Origin of the sequence: Celeribacter ethanolicus (genome assembly GCF_002407265.1) — a bacterium.
Classification (GTDB): domain Bacteria; phylum Pseudomonadota; class Alphaproteobacteria; order Rhodobacterales; family Rhodobacteraceae; genus Celeribacter; species Celeribacter ethanolicus.
The window spans coordinates 2,333,353-2,350,242 of record NZ_CP022196.1 but is presented as its reverse complement, the minus strand read 5'-3'; the positions used below and the strand labels follow the sequence as shown (position 1 = coordinate 2,350,242).

Genomic DNA, 16,890 nt, shown 5'->3' with positions numbered 1-16,890 from the left:
AGCTTCGTAGATAGATTGTCATCCTAATTGTCGCCTTTTCATGTGATTTCATGCTGCCGTCTTTTGGTCGAAAGTGTTGTTGCTATAAATATCCAAAAAAATGGCAATCCCACTCTCAAGACACCAATATCCAAACCTCCCCTGACAAGAGTGAATCCAATCAATGGCACGATTATTCCAGCTGTCGCGTATCGCACTGGGCAGTCTAATTTGGCGGCTGCCGTTGATAATTTCGCAACAAAAAATAGAGCTTGACCATACAGCAAAGCGACGGCGACAACTCCGATCACGCCGTATGCAATATAACTCTCTCCGAACAAGCCTGGGGGAATGCCACCCGTTTCATCGCCATAAAGATAGCCACGTACCTGTGCAGCCAGTGGGGTCGCTTTATCAGGGAACAATGCGCGAGGGACAAAGGAAATAGCTGCATTGAGATAGGAGAGCCCATAATCAAATCCCAGTTCCTTTGCATATTCGATGCTCAACTGAAAATGATCAATGAACGCCAATCCTGTAAACGCCCCACTCAATGATAAGCTATTTTCTGACGTAATTTCAGCGCCTTGGGCAGCATAACGCCAACTCAGCATAAAATAAGATAAAACCGAGATAGCTAGGCTGCCAACGAGCGAGAATAAAAGCAAAGTGATTTTCCGAGCATTCAAGATTTCTTTCATGAAAAGTGAAAGAACGAACAGGATTAATATTGCGCGACCTCCATCTACGAGAGAAAGGCATAAAGAGCCTAGGACCGACAGCATGACAATCACTTTAACACGCTTGGATACGATATTAAATTTCAGTCCAAAAAATGCGAATGTAGAGAATACAACCGCCCCCCAAAAAAATACGGAGCGTAAATTCGCCAACGAACTATTGGTGCGAACACGAGCGTAAGACGCAATGAGCGCATTCTGTAAACTGCCAGCAAACGCGATTGAGAGGGCAAGGTAAGCTAAAAAACAAAATAGCGAAAAGAGTGCGAACTGAACAAGCCTACCTTCTCGAATGAACAATACGGTTTGCGGATTTGCTCGGGGAGCCAAACGGATGACAGATGAAATCATTGTAAGAGCGAAAGCCAAAGACAGAAAGATCGCTGCGGTTTCGAAATTTTCTGTATCCAAATAAAAGCCTAGAAATGTCTCATACCTACCCGCTTCAAGCGCCGCAAAATAAGGAAGCATTCCGCCAAGCGTGAAATATAGTAAAAATACACCGGTAGCATTTCGTAACCCGCCCCAAAGTGCGGCGCAAAGCCCGATCGAATAGAAGATTGCAACGATCAACGGTTCCATTCATTTTTCCTTCGTGCTTGTCGTTGCCCGGTTTTCACACTGCTCATCTATTTTTTGCAGCGCTCGCAACCTTGGCAATTAGTACCGAACATATTGTCAACGCCCCCACCGCACCCATAATCGGAAAACCGGCGACGCCGATGATTTTTGAAAGGCCATAGCCCGCCACGATTTGCAGAAAGGTAATCACAAGAAAGACCGTCGCATAGCCTTTCACCTTGTTGGTCGCGAGTAAGAAGACCTCCAAAGAGTAATAGCAGGCTATGAGGGTTGCGTTGATCAAAAGCGCATAAAACAGGAGGGGATCGAATGGCAATTCGCCCCCTGTCCAAAAGCGGTAAAAGATCTTCCCAAGTAAAATATATCCCAGAGCAGCCACACCTGTCAGGAGTACCGTTTGGGTGAGGACGCTTTTTTTCATTCCTGCAATCAATGCATGATCTCCGCGGGCATTCGCCTTGGAAATTTCCGACCATCTGGACCGCCCGGCGATGGCGACGAATTGAGGAATCATGCGGGTAAAGGTGCGCATGGTGGAAAAGGTTGCAACCATGAGAGGGTTTGAAATTGCAGCTACAACCAGCGTCGTGACATGCAGGTAGATCATGTTTGACAAGGGTAAGGTCATAAACCCAATCGCACCACTGGCCAGATTGGTTACTTCCTTTCTGCTGGTCCTCAACCAGGCTATCTTGATCCATTTCACGTGCCGACGAATGGAGTTCATCATGACTAGGAAGAGGGTTGTTCGAAGCATCAGCATCGTAAGTGCAGCCCAAAGGATATTGGCACCAAGGGCCGCAGCAAAACAAAGGCCTGCGAGAGGGACGACACGGCCCAATGCTTGCCAATTGACGGTGAGATCAAATTTACCGAGGGTTCGATAAAGCGCTGAATGATGATTCAGAACAAGCATGAGCAAGGCATCAACAAACAACAAAATCGCGACTGTCAGGACATCGGATTCACTGAGAATTTCAAAAAGCCCGACAAACTGGACCCTAAAGACTGCCCAGATCAGTGCACCGACGAAAACGACCAAGGATAACATCGCAAACAGAACTAAAACGGAGGAAAGATACGTTCTGTTTGCGGAGAGATAGCGTTTCCGCGCGCAATGGGCTTCGATCTTGTTATTCGACGAAGCAATGATGCCGAAATCCGTCAGGGAAAGGTACCCGGGTATGGTATAGAGAATGATCCATTCCCCAAAAAGAGGCGCCCCCCATGCCCAAATAAGCACGGGGACCATCAGCAATTGCAATAAGATGGTTAGTCCATTGCTCATAAGCATTGAAACAATGACTTTTGAAACACGCCTGTTTGACGCCTTTACCTCCTCTGCGCCGGATTGAATTGGATCATTCTCACGAAGAGCGTGAAAGTCACGGCGATGGATACTGACGTGTTTTGCACCATTCATATTAGACGGCCTTAGAAAGGGGATTACCCTTCCACCGATACGGGTAGTTCCAACCCGTGCTCCTTCAAAAGCGCGATACGCTTGGCGGCTTTCAGGTCTTCCTCGACCATCTCCGCACACATTTCCTGCGCCGTGATTTCCGGCACCCAGCCCAGCTTTTCCTTGGCTTTCGTCGGGTCGCCCAAAAGCGTCTCGACCTCTGCGGGTCGGAAATAGCGGGGGTCGATACGCATGATGACATCGCCGACCTTCAAGGCCGGGGCCTTGTCGCCGGTGATCGCGGCAACTGTGGCAGTTTCCTCCACCCCCTCGCCTTTGAATTCAAGCTCCATGCCAAGCTCGCGCGCTGTCCAGGTGATGAACTCACGCACCGAATACTGCACACCGGTTGCGATCACGAAATCTTCGGGCTCGTCCTGTTGCAGCATCATCCACTGCATCCGTACATAATCCTTGGCATGGCCCCAGTCTCGCAGCGCGTCGATGTTGCCCATGTAGAGGCAGGGCTCCAGGCCCATGGCGATGTTCGAGAGGCCGCGGGTGATCTTGCGGGTCACGAAGGTCTCGCCTCGGCGCGGGCTCTCGTGGTTAAAGAGAATGCCGTTGCAGGCATACATGCCGTAGCTCTCCCGGTAGTTCACGGTGATCCAGTAGGCATACATTTTTGCCACGGCATAGGGTGAACGCGGATAGAACGGTGTCGTTTCCTTCTGCGGGATTTCCTGCACCTTGCCGAACAGCTCTGAAGTCGAGGCCTGATAGAACCGGGTCTTCTTTTCCAGCCCAAGGAAGCGGATCGCTTCCAACAAACGCAACGTACCGGTGGCATCGACATCGGCCGTGTATTCCGGCGCTTCGAAAGACACGGCAACGTGAGATTGCGCGCCGAGGTTATAGACCTCATCGGGCTGAATATCGGAAAGCAGACGCGTCAGGTTGGACGTGTCGGTCAGATCGCCGTAATGCAGTTTCAGCCGCGCCTTGTCGGTGTGCGGATCTTCATAGATGTGATCCACGCGCTGGGTGTTGAACAAGGAGGCGCGACGCTTGATGCCATGGACTTCGTAGCCCTTTTCGAGCAGGAATTCCGCGAGATAGGACCCGTCTTGGCCGGTAATTCCGGTAATCAGCGCTTTTTTCATGAAACTGCGTTCCTTATCGTTTTTGGCGAACCGTGCCATATTTCTTTCTGTGATTTTATGGGTGCTTCTCAACAGAGTTGCGACGCTCTGCAAGCTCACCCATTTCCGTCTCGAGGCGATCCAGGATCGCCGTCATATCCCAGTTTTGCAGCGCGGCCTGACGGGCGTGTCGTCCCAGATCCGCACGCCGATCCGGATCGTCGAGAAGCGTCACGATGGCGGCGGCGAAAGCTTCGGCATTGCCCGGTTCGGTCACCAGCCCGGAGCCCTCGACCTCCTGTGCAAGCGCGGTGCCCGGATAGGCGGTGGCCACCACCGGACGCCCCGAGGCCAGCATGTTCGTCAGTTTCGAAGGCAGCACCAATTCCGCCACCCCCGCGATTTGCGGCAGGAGATGCACATCTGCCATGCCAAGCGCGTCGCTCAGCTTCTCGAACGGTTGCAGCGGATAAAACCGAATGTTGGTCAGGCCCTCGGCCTTGGCCTTGAGCGTGTCGAGATAGGGGCCTTCGCCACAGATCACGAAGGTCAGATCGCTGCGCCCGGCCAGAAGGCGCGCCGCCTCGGGGATGATCTCCAGCCCCTGTTTGGCGGCGACATTGCCGGAGTAATAGGCGACATAAGGCGTGTCGATGCCAAGCTCCGCCCGCATCGGCGAGGGGCCGTCGAGCACCTTGATCCGTTGCAGGTTGGCCCAGTTGCGGAATTCGTAGATGCGGGCGTCCGGGATGCCCTTTTCCCGCAGCTTGTCGAGCATCGGGCTGGAAATCGAACTGATCCGGTCGAACCGGCGCAGCATCCAGCGCTCGAATGCAAGCGCGGCCTTGCCAAGACGGCTCTCCGGCGCGATCGCCCCGGTTGCGAAAGCGGCTTCGACCTCGAAATCCTGAATATGCAGCCAGAGCTTGGCCCCGGTCAGCCGCGCCACCAGCCAGCCGCTCATCGCGGACACCAGAGAGGGGGCGACGACGAACACGATGTCCGGGCGGCCTTTGACCGCATCTGAAAGCAGACGCGGCAATGCAGTTGCAGCAAAACTGGCGTAATGGAGTAGTCTGGACTTGGCCGAAGGCTTGTGCGGGACATAGAGCGGGCAGTGCACGACCCTAGGAGCGTCTGGGTGCCGTTCAGTCCTGTAGCCCAGTTTCGGCCAGCCGTCCCAAATGCGCCACTGCGGGTAATAGGGATGGGCGCAGACCACGGTCATCTCATGCCCCCGGGCGGTGAATGCCTCGGCTAAACCTGTGGAATAGACCGCGATTCCAATCTCCTCCGGCGCATAATTGAGGCTCAGGATTTGTATTTTCACGCTTCTACCCAAACTCTAACTTTCACCCCGGCGGGCGGGCTCACACGGTGTTCCCTTCCGATGTTTGTCACAAACCCGAAGCTCAGCCTAGTGACCGTCTGTGTGAAAGCGCGGATTTCTGCCGGTTGCTGTATGTTTCTTGTGCAGATGCAGAAAAAATGACACATCTGGACCGGAAATTGATGTCCGCGCAGCCGTCATGCCGCGATCCGGTGGCACTGGTACATCTGATGCGCGATGATTTAAACTGTTTGTGGACGGGGTAGGCGATGGCGAAGAAAATTTACGTTGCGGGGCATCGTGGCATGGTCGGGGGGGCGATCCTGCGCAAGCTGGCCGCGCGACAGGCGGCAGGCGAGGATCTGGCTCTGATCACCCGGACTTCTGCCGAACTGGATCTGACCGATCAGGCCGCCGTGCGGGCGTTCATGCAAACCGAGAAACCGGATCAGGTCATTCTGGCTGCGGCGAAAGTCGGCGGGATCATTGCCAACAACAGCTATCCGGCGCAGTTCATCTATGAAAACCTGATGATCGAGTGCAACGTGATCCATGCGGCTTACGAGGCCGGGGTTCAGAAGCTGCTCCAACTCGGTTCCTCCTGCATCTATCCCAAGCTGGCAGAACAACCGATGCGTGAAGATGCGCTGCTGACCGGGACGCTCGAACCCACCAACGAACCCTATGCCATTGCGAAGATCGCGGGCATCAAACTTTGCGAAAGCTACAACCGGCAATACGGTGTCGATTACCGTTCCGTCATGCCGACAAACCTTTACGGGCCGGGAGACAATTTCCACCCGGACAACTCCCATGTTCTGCCGGCTCTGATCCGACGCTTTCACGAAGCCGCTCAGGCCGGTACACCGACCGTGACCGTCTGGGGCTCCGGCAAACCCATGCGTGAGTTCCTCCATGTCGATGACATGGCGGAAGCCTCGCTCTTCGTGCTCGATCTCGACCCGGAGATTTACCAGCGCGAGACCGAGCCCATGCTCAGCCATATCAATGTCGGCTCCGGGACGGATGTCACGATTCGGGAACTGGCCGAAACCGTCGCGCGCGTGACCGGGTTCAAGGGGGAATTGGCGTTCGATGCCAGCAAACCCGATGGCACGCCGCGCAAGCTGATGGACGTCAGCCGACTGGCGCGGCTCGGCTGGACCGCGTCGATCCCGCTCTCCCAGGGGATTGAGGAAACCTACGCATGGTTTTTGCGCCAGACCCCGGATGCGCTCCGTTCCAAGTGAGCGGAATGCGCCCTTGCGGTCAGCTCACGGCGTTTGCGACGCTTTGATACGCATGCCTGACGAGGGCGAGGGCTTTGTCTTCGTTTTGCGCCTGCGCGTAGATGCGGAACTCCGGGGCGTTGCCCGAAGGGCGCAGGTGGAGCACGTCCCCGCTGTCGAAATCGACCCTTAGCCCGTCGGTCAGATCGGTGGTCGCGATATGGCCAAAGGGGGCAAAGAAGGCCGTTCGGGCCGTGTCGTCCCGGATCAGGGCGTCGAGAAAGGCTTTGGCCTTTTCGGTGTCGATGTCCTGCACACGGTCGGCGGCGGTAAAGCAGGGCGGGAGGGCGGCCACCAGTTCGGTGAGGCAGGTTCGGGACCTTTGTGCCGCAGCGAGCGGTGCGAGAATCGGCAACATGCAATCGCGGGTCGGCAGGGGAGAGAGCGGGGCGGCAATCCGGGCCTCGAAGCCGAGAAGGAAGCCGCCGTTCGCTTCGAAGCCCACGATCTCCGGATGAGCCGCCCGGGCCATACCCTCGATGACGAAGGGCGAGCCGATACGGGTCAGGATCACCTCATCGAACTCCGGCAGGCGACGCACCATGTCATTGGAGGACACCGGCGTGACCACGGATTTCGCGCCCAGCAGGCGTGCGGTCAACACGCCGAGAATATCCCCGGGAATGACCTTGCCCGTCTCATCGCTCAGCATGGGACGGTCGGCATCGCCATCGGTGGAGGCAATGGCATCCAGCCGGTGCTCATGGCACCATGACCGCAGTCTGTCGCGAGTCTCGGGATCGACGGCCTCGGTATCGACGGGGATGAATGTGTCGGACTGTGCGAGGGGGACGATCTCGGCGCCGAGGCTGCGGAAGATCGTTTCCATCGTGTCGCGTGCGACGGAGGAATGACGGTAGACGCCGATCCTCAGTCCCCCGAGCGCGTCCGTGCCGAAGGCGTCGATATAGCGCGCGACATAGCGGGCTTCGGCCTCGGGCGCGTCGCGACAGGCGCCGGTCTCGTGACCTTTGTAACGGGACCTGTCGGCATAGGCCGCGTTGATCGCCGCTTCGTCCTGCTTCGACACCTCCCCCTCGGGGAGATAGAATTTGAGCCCGTTGCGGTCCGCAGGGATGTGGCTTCCGGTGACCATGATCGCCGGGGCTTTGGCGCCCATCGACGCCAGTGCGAGGGCGGGGGTGCCAAGCGCGCCGCAATCCGCCACGTCGACCCCCGCCGCCTGTGCCGTGTCACGGATCACCTTGGCGATCCGGGGCGAGGACGGGCGCAGATCGCGTCCGAGATAAAGCGTGCCGGGCCGCACTGTGCTCAGGAACGCATGGACGTAATCCGCGACAAGCTCGTCTGTCAGCTCGGTGACGAGACCACGCAAGCCGCTGGTGCCGAATTTCGGAGCCATCTTGTCTTATCCCTTTGCGCCCTGACCGCGGGCATAAACATCCTCATAGCGGATGATGTCGTCTTCACCGACATAGGAGCCGGTCTGTACCTCGATCAGGACCATCGGGACCTTGCCGGGGTTTTCCATGCGGTGGACCGCTCCCAGGGGAATGTAGACGGATTGGTTTTCGGTGACGAGCCGGACTTCGTCATCGACGGTCACGCGCGCCGTGCCCTCGACCACGATCCAGTGTTCGGAGCGATGGAAATGGCTCTGCAGGCTCAGCGCGGCCCCGGGGTGCACGTGGATTCGCTTGACCTGAAACCGTCCGCCGACCACGAGGCTCTCGAACCAGCCCCAGGGGCGGTGGTCTTTCGGAAAATGCGTGGCCTGCGAAGCGCCCTTCGTCTTGAGCGCTGCCACCGCTTTCTTCACATCCTGGGCGCGCGACATATCCGCAACCAGAACCGCGTCGTTCATGGCGATGGCCATGATATTTTTCAGACCGATCCCGACCAGTTCGAGATGCGCGCTGTCGGAGCGGATCAGGCTGTTTTCGCATTCGATCGCGGTGGCTTCCCCTGAGGTGACGACGCCGTTTTCATCGGGCCCGGTCTCCCGCCAGACCGCATCCCAGCCGCCCAGATCGGACCAGCCGCCGTCAAAGGGCACCACCGCGAGATTGTCGGCTTTTTCCATGACCGCGTAATCTATGGAAATATCCTCGGCCTGTGACCATGGCGCGGGCGCAAGGCGCAGGAAACCGAGGTCGGCCTGGGCCGTCTCGACGGCATTTGTCACCGGGGCGCTCAGACTCGGTGCATATTGAGCAAAGGCCGCAATGATGTCGCGTGCCTTGAACAGGAAAATCCCGGCATTCCAGAGAAAGGTTCCCGCCGCCAGCATGTCGGCGGCATGGGATGCGTCGGGTTTTTCGACGAACTGCTTGAGATCGACGGCGGCGCCGGAGGCATCGGGCTGAGACGCCAGCTCCAGATAGCCATAGGCGGTTTCGGCATGGGTCGGTTTGATCCCGAAGGTGACGAGTTTGCCATTCTCAACGGCAGCCAGGCCTTTTTCAATCGCGGCATGGAAGGCATCCACATCGGGCACGACGTGATCCGAGGGCGCCACCAGCATGATCGCGTCCGGGTCCCTGTCGAGCAGGTACAGCGCCGCAGCCAGAATGGCGGGCGCGGTGTTGCGCCCTTCGGGTTCGATCAGGATCGCTCCGGGATCAATGCCGATTTCCTGCAATTGTTCGGTGACGATAAAGCGAAAATCCGATCCGGTCAGAATGGTCGGCGCGCCGAATTGCAAATCTCCCCGGCTGCCGCTGAGCCGTTTCGCCGAGGCCTGAAACAAGGTTTCATCGTCAATCAGTGGCACGAACTGCTTGGGATAGCTCTTGCGCGACAAGGGCCAAAGCCGTGTCCCGGAACCGCCGCATAGAATGACCGGAGTTATGAGTGGCATGGCTGCGTTCCTATCAAATGACCCAATTTACTGTTTTATTTATAATAAATGTGAAGCTGGCATGAAGTCTAGCCAAGAGAGCCGGGTGCGGGAGAGCAGGGCGGGCTTTTGCCGGTATTGCACAAGAATTTCCCTTGAGGCGGCCCTCTCTCAAGGCCACAGCGACGGTCCTGAAAAACGCCATCCGGAGGTGGCGCCCTGTGTCTGGTTCACCGGTGCAAGTCGGAACGCGAAAGCTGGGCCGTAGGGCCGATGACATATGTCAATTTCAGGAAGATTCTTTTTGTCTTTCCCTGAAACGTGCGGGCCCATGACGTGTCGCGACGGGCCCCCTCTGAACTCACCTTTGTCGGGGCGGGAGGGGCTTTGGGCGAACGGGGCGCGGATCACGCCGTTCGGTCGATCAAAGCAGAAACCCGGTCAGAAGATCGTTGAACCGGGCAGTTTTCTCGATCTGAGTCCAATGGCCGCAATTGCGAAACAGGTGCAGCTCCGAATTGGGCATGAGTTCGAAGAATCGTTTCGAGTTTTCCACCGGGATGACCTTGTCCTCCCTCCCGTGCACGATGAGCGCAGGCGCCTCGATCCGGGCGATGTCGTCCTCGGCGGAGGCCATCATGCGGACACTCTCTTGTCGTGGAGCCGGGAACATGGCGGAGAACTTCTCCATCACGCCCTTGCGCAATGTTGCCCGGTGACGCATTTCCGCGAGATCGTCGTTCACGAAACGCGTGTCATGGGCGAAGACGCCCAAGAGCTTGCGCATATTCTTGAGGCTCGCCTCATAGCCCCAGACCAGATCGAGCCCCTCGGTGATCGGGAACTCGACGCCGACCGCCCCCATGAGCACGATCTTGTCGATCTGCTCCGGATGGCGGATGGCATAGGCCAGTGCCAGCGCGCCGCCAAAGGAGTTGCCGACAATGGAGAATTTCTCCAGCCCGAGGGCCTTGGTGAAGCCTTCGAGATGCGCGATCCAGCCGTCGAGGCTGAAGTTCAGCCCCTCCGGCGCGTCCGTATAGCCAAAGCCCATCATGTCCGGCGCAAGACAGCGAAGCCCGCGGTCCGCCAGAACCGGTATGTTGAGCCGCCAGTTGGCCCAGGCCGACACCCCCGGCCCGGAGCCATGGATGAAGAGCACCGGCGTGGTGCCCTGCGTCGCTTGGCCCATGTCGTGGTAATTGGTGGCAATGCCATCCACCGTGATCGTCAGGCCGATTTCGGGATTCTCAGTCATGACACCTCACATCATATTCGGAAGGAAAAGCGCGATGGACGGGAACAGCAGCAACAGGCCGATTCGCACGATGTCGATGGCGATGAAGGGCAGGAGGCCCTTGTAGATCGTCGTCAGGCCGATGTTGCGTTCCACCGAATTGATGACGAAGACGTTCATCCCGATCGGTGGCGTGATCAGGCCCAACTCGATCGCCATGACCACCATGACGCCGAACCAGATCGGATCGAAGCCGAGGCTGGTCACGACCGGGAACAGGATTGGCACGGTCAGAACCACCATCGCCATCGAGTCGAGCACACAGCCGAGCGCGAGATACAGGATCAGGATCAGAACCATGATGCCCATCGGGCTCAGCGGCAGGGAGGTGAGATATTCGGCCACCTGCTGCGGCGCACGGGTGATGGCGAGGAAGTAGGAGAACAGCAGCGCACCGATGAAGACGAAGAAAATCGAGATCGAAATGCGCAGACTGTCGACGAGACAATATTTGATGTCCGCCCAGCTCAGGCGACGGCGCAGAAGCCCGATGGCCAGCGCACCGACGGCGCCGAGCGATGCCGCCTCCGTGGGCGTCACCACACCGGCGTAGATGCCACCCACGACCAAAAGGAACAGAAGCGCAATGGCCCAGACGTCGCGCAGGGATCTGAAGCGCTCGCCCCAGCCATGCCGCTCGCCCACCGGCATGTCTTGGGGCCGGATGTAGGAGATGAAGGTCACGGTCAGCATGTAGAGTGCGACGGCCAGGATCCCCGGCACGAGACCGGCGATGAACAGCTTGCCGATGTCCTGTTCGGTGATGATGCCGTAGACCGCGAGCACGATGGAGGGCGGGATGAGAATCCCGACCGTGCCGCCCGCGGCGATGACGCCGGAGGAGACGGAGTCGGAATAACCCGCCCGGCGCATCTCCGGCAAAGCCACCTTGGTCAGCGTTGCTGCCGTGGCGATGGAGGAGCCGGAGATGGCGGCAAAGCCCGCACAGGACGCGATGGTCGCAAGCGCCAGCCCGCCGCGCCGATGCCCCAGCCAGGCACCGGCCGCGCGGAACAGTTCATGGCTCATCCCGGACCGGGTCGCAAAAGACCCCATCAGGATGAACATGGGGATCATCCCCAGATGATAGGTGGTCGCCGTCGACAGCGGTGAGAGCGAGACGAGACGCAGCGCCTGCGTCGGGCCGACGACGGCGGCAAATCCGCCGATGCCGACAAGGCTCATGGCGATCGCAATCGGCACGCGGATGGCCATCATCAGAAACAGGACGATGAAGCCCACGATCATAACCGTTTCCCGGTCCATTTTATCCTCTTAATTCTTAGTCTTCGGTCACGAGGACCGACTGGTCCTCATGCGCGTGCGGGGTCTCGTCCCTGAGGATGAGCCAGAGCCGCAAAGCCGTGGTCAGCGTCGCCAGACCCGCTCCGATCACCATCAGCCAATAGGCCGGCCAGATCTGGAACCGCAGGTCATAGGAATGCTCTCCGGTCGTGAACACGTCCTGGGCGTTCTTCGACATCATCACGGTCAGCACGGCAAAGGAGACGAGCACCAGCGAGGTGGAAAAGAAATCCATCACCCGGCGCACGCCTTTTCCGAGCATCTCGTAGAGCAGGTCCACGGAAATATGGGTGCCGGTGTAATTCACCGTCGCCACGCCCCAGAAAATCGCCACACCAAGGGCAAGACGCCCGATGTCATGGCTGTCCGGGATCGGCGCGGAAAACGCATAACGCATCACGGCGGAGACAAAGGCCAGAAGCGTCACCAGTCCCATCAGGAAGGCGGCGGCGGTTTCGACCCAGGTGGCGAAACGGCGGAGCCCGAAGGCCCCGCCAGAGGTGTCAGAATTTTGCGTCATGAGCTTCGAGCCGTTCCACGAATGCGTTGTAGATGGCATCGGCATCGAGACCTTTCGCGGTCACATTCGCCTTCCAATCCTCCAAGAGGAAGCTCGAAGCGTCCTTCCACTGGGTCAATTCTTCGTCCGTCAGTTCGAGCACATGGTGCTCCGGGCTTTCCTGGAACAGGCGTTTGCCTTCGTTGTCGAATTCGACCCAGCCCGCGGCGATTTTCGCGCCCCATTCCGGGGAGCAGTGATCGTCGATCACCTGTTGCTGGCTTTCGGACAGGGACTCGTAGCGATCCTTGTTCATCGCGATGATGAAATTCGTGACATAGAGCGGCATGTCGAGGTGGTAATGCACCACGTCATCCATGCCGAAGATCGAGATCGAGCGCCACGGGAAGGTGATGCCGTCGGCTGCGCCACGTTCAAGCACTTCGCGCGCCTCCGAAGGGCCGACCTGCACCGAGGAGCCACCCATGCTCTGCACGAGCCGCCCGATGGTGCCGTTGGCCGGGCGAATGGTCTTGCCCTTCATGTCGGCGGGGGTCCGGATTTCCGAGGTGGAATGCAGTGTGCCCGGATCGTGCAGATGCACGACACAGAATTTCACGTCGCCCATCTCCTGATCCTTGTACTCGGCATACCATTCGTTCATTGCCTGCGTGCCGCCGAGACCGGAGCTGATGAAGAAGGGCAGCTCGCCCAGTGCCATGATCGGGAAGCGGCCCGGCGTGTGGCCCGGGTTGGCCCAGACGAAATCCGCGATGCCGTATTTGGCGATGTCATATTCGTCTTCGGCCTTGCCGAGCTGACCGGCCGGGAAGAAACTGATGTCGAGCGTGCCGTGCGAGGCCTCGCGAATGCTGTCGGCCCAGACCTGAAACCCTTGGGAATGGAGCGGGTGTTGCGTCGGCAGGTCATGCGAAAAGCTCATTTCGATGACCTTGTCTTCGGCATAGGCCGCGCCGATCATCAGCGCAGCACTCATCGCGCCCGCAAGCAGGTATTTCATGGTGTTATTCCTCCACTGTTTGGGTCGCTGACAGGGCCTCCCAGCCCAAGCGACTCCTCCTCATGACAGGGAGCTTACGCACATAAATCGTTTAGTCAAAATAAAAACGATAATTTTTTTGATGGAAGAAAATAAAGCTGATCCTCGACATTTCAGAATAGCGGTGACATTGCTAACGGCAGCCGCAAGAAACGCTAAACCAAGATGAATCAGCCGCAAAAACGCCCAAAAGACGACAAAACCGACGCGCCGAGCAAAAAGACCGCCATCGAGACGGTGCACGAATTGATCCGTGAACGGGTCATATCGGGCGAGCTTGCCCCCGGTGCCCGTCTGCATGTCGACAGGCTGCGTCAGGAATTCGGGGTGTCCACCTCGACCATGCGGGAGGCAATCTCACGCCTGTTGATCGACAATCTGGTGACCTCGGAACAGCAGCGCGGTTTTCGCGTCGCGCCTTTGTCGCTCAAGGATTTTCGTGACATCACCGATGCGCGCAAGATGATCGAGGCGCAGGCCCTGCGGATTTCTCTCGCCAATCGCACCGAGGAATGGGAGGCCGATCTGGTCGCCGCCTATCACCGCCTGTCGCGGATCGAGGCGCGTCTCATCGGCGAGGGCAAAAACGAATATGCCCATGACTGGGACGAGTGGAATTCCAATTTCCACGACTGCCTCGTGCAGAATTGCGACAATGCCTGGCTGAAACGGTTTCGCAGCACGCTGCACCAGCATTCCTACCGCTATCACCGCCGGCTGATCGGTGATCGCACGCTGCGGCGCGATGTGCGCACGGAGCACAAGGCGATTTTCGATGCGGCCATCTCGGGCGAGGTCGAGACCTGCGTCGCCGCAGTCGAGGCACATATCGAAAAATCCTACACGGATCTCATCCGGCAACACGATCTGACCTGAAAGGGGCGTCTTTCACGGTCTGTTTTCCGGACCTCAGGCGAAGAGCCAGCCTTTCAGTGCCTTGGTCACCCGCGGCATGAAGATATAGGTCATCAGCAGCACCTGGATCACCGCGATGGTCAGCGTCTTGAGCCAATGCGGCCAGCCGGGAACCAGCGGTAACACGATGAGTTGCAGCGGGTAGACCAGCGCAAAGACCACGACGATCAACACGAGGGACATTTTCCAGCGCGGCGCATGTTTCGCCGCCGGAACCTCGGGCAGTTCGAACCAGGCCTCAAGCCCGGTGACGCGTTTGCGTTCGCCTTCGCCCTCGACAATGTCGCCAAGCTTGCCGACCCAATCGGCGCGGGTCTGGCTGTCTTCCCAGGCCTGGCACTGCGCCCATGTGGCGAACCTGTAGATCAACACATAGCGCCCGTCGGTCGCGCCCGAGGGTTTGAGGATGTTGACCCCCATATGACCGGGGAAATCAGAGGCGGCAGCGACAATCCCGTGCAGCCAGTCTTCATAATGCGCCTCGAACCCGGGTTTTACACGGCGCGAGATCGAGACGGTGACCGGGCCTTCCTGGCCCGGTTCCACGAGTGTTTCGGTCATGGCGACCTCTCTAGTCTCTGGTGACGAATTTCTGTTTCCCCGCGACACCCCAGTTTTCCTTGGGAACCTCGCGGATACAGACGCGAATGGCCTCTATCGGGGCACCAATGGCCTCGACCGTCGCCTCCGTCACTTTCTCGATCAGTTTGGCTTTCATCTCCTGCGTGCGGCCTTCGACCAGTGTCACTTCGATGAACGGCATGGTCTAATCTCCGATGTTGAACCCGATCTGGCCGAGGTTTTCGACTTCGAGCAGCACGGATTGTCCCGCTTCCATCGGGATCGCCGCCGTCGCGCCGCCCGCCAGAACGATGTCGCCGGGTTTGAGTTCCTCCCCCGCCGAGGCCACCATGCGCGCCGCCGAGACGAGCGAGCGCACCGGATTGCCGAGGATCGCGGCCGACGAGCCGATTTCCTGCGGACGGCCATTGATCGACAGCACCATGCCAAGGTTTGAAATGTCGATCTCCGGGCTGTGCCATGTGCCGACCACGAAACCGGACGAGGACGAATTGTCCGCGATCACGTCGCCCACATCGAATTTGAACGCCTTGTAGCGGCTGTCGATGATCTCGAGCGCGGGGGCCACGGCCTCCACCGCCGACATGGCCTCAAGGGCAGAAACCTTGCCCGAGAGCGGTTTCTTCATGAGGAATGCGATCTCCGGCTCGACGCGCGGGTGGACGAAGCGCGACATGGAGACCACGCCGCCCTCCTCTTCGCGCATCGCATCGGTCAGACGGCCCCAGGTGACGTCGGAGACGCCCACCTGGATCATCTTGGCCCGCGAGGTCAGGCCCATTTTAATGCCGATCCGCTTTTCGCCCCGCGCATAGCGGCGCTGCATCGAGAGCGCCTGCACGGCGTAGGCGTCCTCGACGCTCAGCGGATGCGTGTCGGAGATTTGCGGAATTTCCGTGGCCGTGCGGGCTGCCTCGTCCACGTATTCCGCCAGTTCTGCAAGCGTCTTCATGCTGCGGCCTCTTTCGCTTTGACCATATCGAGGGCGACATCGACGATCATGTCTTCCTGCCCGCCGACCATATGGCGTTTGCCCAGTTCCACCAAAATGTCCCGCGTGTCGAGCCCGTACATATCCGCAGCGCGTTCGGCGTGACGCAGGAAGGACGAATAGACCCCGGCATAACCCAGCGTCATGGTTTCGCGGTCCACGCGCACCGGACGGTCCTGCAACGGACGGACGAGATCTTCGGCGGCGTCCTGCAATTTGAACACATCGCATCCATGCTCCCAGCCGTAAAGATCGGCGACGGCGGCGAAAGCTTCGATCGGCGTGTTGCCCGCGCCCGCCCCCATGCCGGCAAGTGAGGCATCGACACGATACGCGCCATGCTCGACGGCGGTGACGGAGTTTGCCACGGACAGCGACAGGTTCTCGTGCATATGCGCGCCGATCTGGGTTTCCGGTTTGAGCGCGGCCTTATAGGCCTCCATCCGGGCGGAGACGTCTTTCATCGTCAGGCGACCACCGGAGTCGGTGCAATAGACGCAATCCGCGCCATAGCTTTCCATCAGCTTGGCCTGTTCGGCGAGCTTTTCCGGCGGGTTCATATGCGCCATCATCAGGAAGCCGGAGACATCCATACCCATCTCTTTCGCAGCGCGAATATGCTGGGCGGCGACATCGGCCTCGGTGCAATGGGTCGCCACGCGGACAGAGGTCACACCGGCGTCAAACGCCTTTTTCAGATCCTCAAGCGTGCCGATGCCTGGCACCAGAAGGCAGGTGAGCTTGGCGTTCTTCACCACTTTCGCGGCCTCAGAAATCCATTCCACATCGGTATGGCGGCCAAAGCCGTAGTTAAAGGTCGAGCCTGCAACCCCGTCGCCATGGGTCACTTCAATCGCATCCACACCGGCCTCGTCGAGAGCCTGCGCAATCGCGCGCACATGGCCCAGATCGTATTGGTGGCGCATCGCATGCATGCCGTCGCGGAGCGTCACGTCCTGAATGTACAGCTTGGTCAT

16 protein-coding genes are annotated in these 16,890 nt (G+C 58.7%); 2 read left to right on the top strand and 14 right to left on the bottom strand.

Going from position 1 to position 16,890, the window contains the following annotated elements:
- Positions 1-38: 38 nt before the first annotated feature.
- The 4 genes from CEW89_RS11525 to CEW89_RS11510 are packed head-to-tail and all read right to left on the bottom strand — an operon-like array spanning position 39 to position 5,175.
- Positions 39-1,301: an O-antigen polymerase gene (locus CEW89_RS11525; protein WP_096805999.1), complete on the bottom strand. Its 1,263-nt coding sequence runs from the start codon at positions 1,299-1,301 to the stop codon at positions 39-41.
- Positions 1,302-1,344: 43 nt separating this feature from the next.
- A complete protein-coding gene (locus CEW89_RS11520; RefSeq protein ID WP_157779828.1) occupies positions 1,345-2,724 on the bottom strand; it encodes a lipopolysaccharide biosynthesis protein in 1,380 nt (459 codons plus the stop codon).
- Positions 2,725-2,747: 23 nt separating this feature from the next.
- Positions 2,748-3,866, bottom strand: coding sequence for a GDP-mannose 4,6-dehydratase (gene gmd, locus CEW89_RS11515; RefSeq protein ID WP_096807213.1), 1,119 nt, complete (start codon positions 3,864-3,866; stop codon positions 2,748-2,750).
- Positions 3,867-3,921: 55 nt separating this feature from the next.
- Entirely contained in the window at positions 3,922-5,175 is a 1,254-nt protein-coding gene (locus CEW89_RS11510) for a WcaI family glycosyltransferase (protein WP_096805997.1), read from the bottom strand.
- A 269-nt stretch (positions 5,176-5,444) separates the two neighbouring features.
- Here CEW89_RS11510 and fcl point away from each other — a divergent pair, with 269 nt between their 5' ends.
- A complete protein-coding gene (fcl, locus tag CEW89_RS11505) occupies positions 5,445-6,425 on the top strand; it encodes a GDP-L-fucose synthase (protein WP_066702278.1) in 981 nt (326 codons plus the stop codon).
- Between the two features lie 19 nt (positions 6,426-6,444).
- Here the strand turns inward: fcl and CEW89_RS11500 are convergent, their stop codons facing one another.
- The 6 genes from CEW89_RS11500 to CEW89_RS11475 all read right to left on the bottom strand — a co-directional run bounded on the left by CEW89_RS11500 (position 6,445) and on the right by CEW89_RS11475 (position 13,386).
- Positions 6,445-7,827, bottom strand: coding sequence for a phosphomannomutase (locus tag CEW89_RS11500; RefSeq protein ID WP_096805996.1), 1,383 nt, complete (start codon positions 7,825-7,827; stop codon positions 6,445-6,447).
- A 6-nt stretch (positions 7,828-7,833) separates the two neighbouring features.
- The gene (locus tag CEW89_RS11495; RefSeq protein ID WP_066702282.1) at positions 7,834-9,285 is read right to left on the bottom strand and encodes a mannose-1-phosphate guanylyltransferase/mannose-6-phosphate isomerase; all 1,452 of its coding nucleotides are present in this window, start codon (positions 9,283-9,285) and stop codon (positions 7,834-7,836) included.
- A gap of 403 nt (positions 9,286-9,688) precedes the next feature.
- On the bottom strand, positions 9,689-10,522 hold the full coding sequence (locus CEW89_RS11490; protein WP_096805995.1) for an alpha/beta fold hydrolase: 834 nt from the start codon (positions 10,520-10,522) through the stop codon (positions 9,689-9,691).
- A 6-nt stretch (positions 10,523-10,528) separates the two neighbouring features.
- The gene (locus CEW89_RS11485; RefSeq protein WP_096805994.1) at positions 10,529-11,827 is read right to left on the bottom strand and encodes a TRAP transporter large permease; all 1,299 of its coding nucleotides are present in this window, start codon (positions 11,825-11,827) and stop codon (positions 10,529-10,531) included.
- 16 nt (positions 11,828-11,843) lie between these two features.
- The gene (locus CEW89_RS11480) at positions 11,844-12,386 is read right to left on the bottom strand and encodes a TRAP transporter small permease (RefSeq protein ID WP_157779827.1); all 543 of its coding nucleotides are present in this window, start codon (positions 12,384-12,386) and stop codon (positions 11,844-11,846) included.
- Positions 12,370-13,386 carry a TRAP transporter substrate-binding protein gene (locus CEW89_RS11475; RefSeq protein ID WP_066702292.1) on the bottom strand — a complete coding sequence of 339 codons (1,017 nt, stop codon included), beginning with the start codon at positions 13,384-13,386 and terminating at the stop codon, positions 12,370-12,372. Before CEW89_RS11475 ends, CEW89_RS11480 begins: the two co-directional genes overlap by 17 nt.
- 204 nt (positions 13,387-13,590) lie before the next feature.
- On the opposite strand from CEW89_RS11475, the gene CEW89_RS11470 reads away from it, so the two are divergent.
- Complete coding sequence (locus tag CEW89_RS11470; protein WP_066702295.1) at positions 13,591-14,301, top strand: GntR family transcriptional regulator; 711 nt, start codon at positions 13,591-13,593, stop codon at positions 14,299-14,301.
- A gap of 33 nt (positions 14,302-14,334) precedes the next feature.
- On the opposite strand, the gene CEW89_RS11465 is transcribed toward CEW89_RS11470, so the two are convergent.
- Genes CEW89_RS11465 through dmpG form a run of 4 tightly spaced genes read right to left on the bottom strand, consistent with a single transcriptional unit; the run spans position 14,335 to position 16,890 of the window.
- Positions 14,335-14,901 (bottom strand): antibiotic biosynthesis monooxygenase, encoded by a 567-nt coding sequence (locus tag CEW89_RS11465; RefSeq protein ID WP_096805993.1) that lies wholly within the window; start codon positions 14,899-14,901, stop codon positions 14,335-14,337.
- 10 nt (positions 14,902-14,911) lie between these two features.
- Complete coding sequence (locus CEW89_RS11460) at positions 14,912-15,103, bottom strand: 2-hydroxymuconate tautomerase (protein ID WP_096805992.1); 192 nt, start codon at positions 15,101-15,103, stop codon at positions 14,912-14,914.
- Positions 15,104-15,106: 3 nt separating this feature from the next.
- Positions 15,107-15,874, bottom strand: a complete 768-nt coding sequence (locus CEW89_RS11455; RefSeq protein WP_066702302.1) for a 2-keto-4-pentenoate hydratase — start codon at positions 15,872-15,874, stop codon at positions 15,107-15,109.
- Positions 15,871-16,890: a 4-hydroxy-2-oxovalerate aldolase gene (gene dmpG, locus CEW89_RS11450; protein ID WP_096805991.1), complete on the bottom strand. Its 1,020-nt coding sequence runs from the start codon at positions 16,888-16,890 to the stop codon at positions 15,871-15,873. Before dmpG ends, CEW89_RS11455 begins: the two co-directional genes overlap by 4 nt.